6 protein-coding genes are annotated in these 5,153 nt (G+C 23.5%); 5 read left to right on the forward strand and 1 reads right to left on the reverse strand.

The window, feature by feature from the left end; translation table 4 throughout:
- The first annotated feature begins 81 nt into the window (after positions 1–81).
- From secG to M0D11_RS05170, 3 genes are all read left to right on the forward strand, one after another.
- Positions 82–345 (forward strand): preprotein translocase subunit SecG, encoded by a 264-nt coding sequence (gene secG / locus M0D11_RS05160; protein WP_174480339.1) that lies wholly within the window; start codon positions 82–84, stop codon positions 343–345.
- A gap of 106 nt (positions 346–451) precedes the next feature.
- The gene (gene rnr, locus M0D11_RS05165) at positions 452–2,728 is read left to right on the forward strand and encodes a ribonuclease R (protein WP_252320724.1); all 2,277 of its coding nucleotides are present in this window, start codon (positions 452–454) and stop codon (positions 2,726–2,728) included.
- Entirely contained in the window at positions 2,701–3,315 is a 615-nt protein-coding gene (locus M0D11_RS05170; protein ID WP_252320716.1) for a hypothetical protein, read from the forward strand. The genes rnr and M0D11_RS05170 overlap by 28 nt, the downstream gene beginning before the upstream one ends.
- On the opposite strand, the gene M0D11_RS05175 is transcribed toward M0D11_RS05170, so the two are convergent.
- Positions 3,316–3,708: a hypothetical protein gene (locus tag M0D11_RS05175; RefSeq protein ID WP_252320718.1), complete on the reverse strand. Its 393-nt coding sequence runs from the start codon at positions 3,706–3,708 to the stop codon at positions 3,316–3,318. It abuts the gene before it with no gap.
- A 276-nt stretch (positions 3,709–3,984) separates the two neighbouring features.
- Between M0D11_RS05175 and smpB the strand changes: the two genes are divergently transcribed.
- Both smpB and M0D11_RS05185 read left to right on the forward strand, forming a co-directional pair.
- On the forward strand, positions 3,985–4,416 hold the full coding sequence (gene smpB / locus M0D11_RS05180) for an SsrA-binding protein (protein WP_252320720.1): 432 nt from the start codon (positions 3,985–3,987) through the stop codon (positions 4,414–4,416).
- Between the two features lie 27 nt (positions 4,417–4,443).
- Positions 4,444–5,153, forward strand: a 710-nt coding sequence (locus M0D11_RS05185; protein WP_252320722.1) for an MFS transporter, incomplete at its 3' end; no start/stop codon positions are given.

The raw sequence follows: 5,153 nt of genomic DNA on the forward strand, positions 1-5,153 counted from the left end.
ATAATAATTATGAAAATTTTTTTATTTTTAGTAAAATTAAGTGTAAAATTAATAATATTATAAAGAAGTGGAAGTGACAAAATGAGTCAAAACATTATTTTTGCTTTTGAAATTATTGCCTTAATTATCGCTATATTATTAGTAATTTTAGGTTTATTACAAGGTAAAAAAAATCATAATGGACTTGGTGCTTTAAGTGGGGGTAATCAAGAATTATTTGCTAGTACTAAAGAACGTGGTTGAAGTAAGTTATTTTCTATTGCCACTTTAGTATTAGGTATATCGTTATTTACTATGGCAATAATAGTAAGAATTCTTATTAATACTATTGGAGTTATAAATTAATGATAATTATTTTATAAAAAGGCACACTAAAATGTGCCTTTTTATAAATTTTAAAAGATAGATTATAATTAATTATATAATTAGGATAAAGTTGGGATTGATTGAAATGAAGCAAGAGATTATTAATGAGTTACAAAATAGTATTACACCTTTATCAACGGTTGATTTAACAGTGAAACTTAATATTACTAATCATCATCAACAGCAAGAACTTATTGCTGATTTAGAAGAATTGAAAAATAGTGAAATTATTTTGGAAAATAAAGAACAACAATTTTATATGCTAAAAAATAATAATTTATTTATTGGCAAAATTCAAATTACTAAAAAAGGATTTGGATTTGTTAAATTATTAAATAGTGAAGAAGAATATTACGTTAATATAAAAAACATAAATAATGCGTTAAATAATGATGAAGTATTATGTAAGTTAGTGAAAATTAATAATCAGAATGATGAGGCTGTAGTATTAAAAATTATTAAACGTGATACTAATCTTCTTGTTGGTACTGTTATTGTTAATGCAGATACGAAAGTAAAAACATTATTAATTCAAAATGCAAAGTTACAACAGTATGAAGTTAATATTTTAAATCCTGATAAAGCGTTAGAAAATAATATTGTTGTTGCAAAAATTAAAAATTTTGAACAGAATATTTTTAATGTTACTATTACTAAAATATTGGGTAATATTAATGATCCTGGTGTTGATATTTTAGCTGTTATTTATGAAATTGGCATTAAAGCACAATTTGATGTTGAAACATTAGCAGCAACAGATAAGGTGCCATTAACAGTGTTAGAATCAGATAAAATTGGTCGTATTGATTTGACTAAAGAGTTATTAGTTACAATTGATGGTAAAGATGCTAAAGATTTTGATGATGCTATTTGTGTTACTAAACTAGCTAATGGTAATTATCGTTTAATTGTAGCTATTGCTGATGTTAGTCATTATGTAACAGAAAATAGTCCTTTAGATGAAGAGGCATTTACTCGCGGTACATCTGTTTACTTAGCAGATCGTGTTATTCCTATGTTACCAACGCAGTTATCAAATGGTATTTGTTCTTTAAATGAACAAGTAGAACGTTTATGTATGGTTTGTGATATGGAGATTGATAAGAATGGTTTAACAGTAAAACATAAAATTTATCAGGCATTTATGAAATCAGCAAGAAGAATGAATTATGATGAAGTAAATGATGGATATAATGGTAAAAATCCAAATTTTATTAAAACACATCCACAAATTTGAGAAATGTTACTAAAAGCAAAAGAATTGCACCAAATTTTATGAAAGTTTAAACAAGATGCTGGAGTAATTGATTTTGAAATTAATGAAGCAAAAACAATTATTAATGACAATGGAGAAGTAACTGATATTATTTTAAGAACTCGTGATATCGCTGAAAAATTAATTGAAAGTTTTATGATTAGAGCTAATGAAGTAGTTGCTAAAACTGTATTTGATATGAAATTACCTTTTATTTATCGTGTTCATGAACATCCTCGTTCTAAAAAAATTCATCAAATGGTTACAATTCTGAAATTAATGGGCATTAAACTAAATCCAAAAATCACAAATATTAGTTCAAAAGATTTACAATTATTATTAAATTCTTTAAAACAATTACCAACATTTCAAGTTTTATCAACTTTATTATTAAGAAGTATGGAAAAAGCACAGTATACTAATAAATGTATTGGCCATTTTGGACTTGCTAGTGATTATTATACACATTTTACTTCGCCAATTAGACGTTATCCTGATTTAATAGTTCATCGTTTATTGCGCCAATATATAGTTAAAAGAGAAATAAATGCTAAAATAATTGAGAAATATCAAAGTTTTACTAATTGAGCTGCTGAGCAATCTAGTAATATGGAATTAAAAGCATTAGAGTGTGAACGAGCTGTAGATCAAATGAAAAAAGCAGAATACATGATGCAATTTATTGGTCATAAATTTGAAGGTATAATTTCTAGTGTAACTGGCTTTGGATTATTTGTTGAGTTAGATAATACAATTGAGGGTTTAATTAGAATTGCAGACATGACTGATGATTATTATATTTTTAATGAAAAAGCAATGATTTTGTTTGGTGAAAGAAAACAAAAACAGTATGCTCTTGGTCAAAAGGTCAGTGTTCTTGTTAAAAGTGCAAATAAAGTTGCTAGAACTATTGATTTTATTTTAGAAGAAAATGGTCAGCAAAATAAAAACCGTGATAAAAATAATAATAATCAATCATCAAAAATGTATAAAGCAAATAATTTTAAATATAGAAAAAAGATAAAACTAAATGGTAAAGTTAAAAAAAATAAAAATGAAAAGAAAAATGGAGTAAAAAAATGAAAATACAAGGGCAAAAAAGATTAATTCAACAAAGCAATCTTAACATTGAATGCTATTATTATAATTATTTTAAATCGCCAGGCTTAAAACAATATCCGGATTTATTATGAGTTAATGAAGATTATAACTTAATTAAGCAAGTAAATATTGAACAAGATACTATAATAAGATTAGCAACTAATTTATTTGAAGTTGGTCAAAAATTTAATTTGTTTGAAAATTTAGATTATTTTATTATGATGCCAAAAAAACCTACTTCAGTTAGTAGTTTAGAATTGGTAATAATTGAATTAGTTAAAATTATTAAAAAAAAATTAAATTATGAGATATTATTTATTAATAATATTTTCCAAGTTGATAACTACCGTAAATTTTGAGAAAATAAATTAAAAGTTAGCGAAAGACAAATGGAAATTACTAATAAAATTCATTTATTACCTAAATATATTAAATTTTTTAATAAAAAAAACATTATTATTATTGATGATATAGTTGCCTCAGGGATTTCTATTGCCCAAACTATTTTAGAAATTATCAATAATAACAATGATTTTAAAATTAAAGCTTTGTGTTATGGTTCAGTTTATAATTGAGAAGAAATTTATAAATAGTTAAAAGAGTTTCCTAATTTTTTTCTTTTTTTCTTCTAATGAGTCTGATTCAGATATATTATAAGAATCTTCAATATTATTTATAAATGCATAATTAATTTCAGCATTAATTTGATTTTTAGCAATAAGTTTTAAAATAAAATCAGCAGTATCTGCTTCTAAAGCAAATGTGTAAATTTCGAATTCATCTTCATTAATAATTTCCGTTTTCGTAGAAATTTTTAAAATATGATTTTGTTCATCAATAATAATTTTGCAAACCTCAAGTTTTTTACCAGTTAAAATCTTATAAATAATTACTTTATCATTATTATTTTTATCAAAACCCAAATCGCCTTGATAAAATTGACTATTTTTTACTGCTATTGGTTTAGTATTTAACTCTCCTGCCATGTCCTTAGACTCCTTTCAGTTGTTTATTAATATATAAAATTAACAAAAACCCGTAAAACAAATATAAAATCTATTTCTTGGGTCGCTATACAACAAATATTAATTTTATGTTTAATTTTACATTAATCATTGCTAGAAAAACTATTGATTAATCTAACCTTCATTAGATTATAGCATGTTCTTAATAAAAAACAAATTTAAGTAAGTATTTCAGTATTTATGAAATTATTATTATATAATCTAATTATAAAGTTTATGAAAATAATGGTGGAAACAATGAAAATAATTGCAAAAAATAAAAAAGCGTACTTTAATTATGAATTATTAGAAAAATTAGAAGTGGGAATTGTTTTGACTGGTTCTGAAATTAAATCAATTCGTTTAGGTAATGTATCTTTACAGGATAGTTATGTAACTTTTAGTAATAATGAAGCTTATATTATTAATATGAACATTACTACTTATAAATTTACTACTAGTTATATACTTGATCCATTAAGAAAAAGAAAATTACTTTTAAATGCTCGTGAAATTAAAAAAATTCAACAAGAACAAAAGCAAAAAAACTTAACTGTTGTTCCAACAATGATATATTTAAATAGTAAAAGTAGAGCAAAGTTAGAAATAGCATTGGCTCGTGGTAAAAAAAATTATGATAAAAGAGAAACCATTAAAAATCGTGATGCAGTAAGACAAATCAAAAAATAATAATTTAATTAAGAAAGGAAAAAAACTATGATAATATGATTATCTTTCTTAATAATCTTTTGTTTATTTACAAGTTTTTATTTATTTTTTCTTTTTAAGCAAAAGATAGATAAGTGGCAATGATTATTTATTAGTTATTATTTTTTTCTTTATCTTGGTATTAATAGTTTAAAAGCTATTAATAATTTTTTAGTTTTATCATTAACTAATTTAGTAACTGAAGCAATTAGTATTACAGTGATTGTTTCGCTTACTGTAATTATTTTTGCTATACCAGCTACTTTTTTTACTGCAAAATTTAAAAAAAGAAAGTTGTATATTTGATGAATGCATAGTTGACTTTTGGTTACTTGTTGTTTAGTTTTAATTGTACCAAATTTTTGATCTTTGATTTTGTTAAATATTGCGTTAGGAATGAGTACTGCATCATTAGGAGTTCATGAATTAATGTTCAATGAACAATATTTTGTAAAATCACATGCTTTTTTAACTTTTACTATACTTATTGTTCCAGGATTATTGGCAAGTTTAATTATTATACCGATTAATATGCTTACGCTTAATATTTCAACTATTACAATTTCAAAAATCAGTTATTTTATTATTGCTGCTTTGTGTTTTTTCATTTTGACTTTTTTCATGTCTTTTCTTTTGCGAGAAGATCCAAAAAATATGGGTATGCATGATGAAATAGTTTTAAAAAAAATTAAAACTTTTTCTCAATGAAAAATAATAAT

The organism is Spiroplasma endosymbiont of Lariophagus distinguendus (assembly GCF_023846195.1).
In the GTDB taxonomy this organism is placed as follows: Bacteria; Bacillota_I; Bacilli_A; order Mycoplasmatales; family VBWQ01; genus Spiroplasma_E.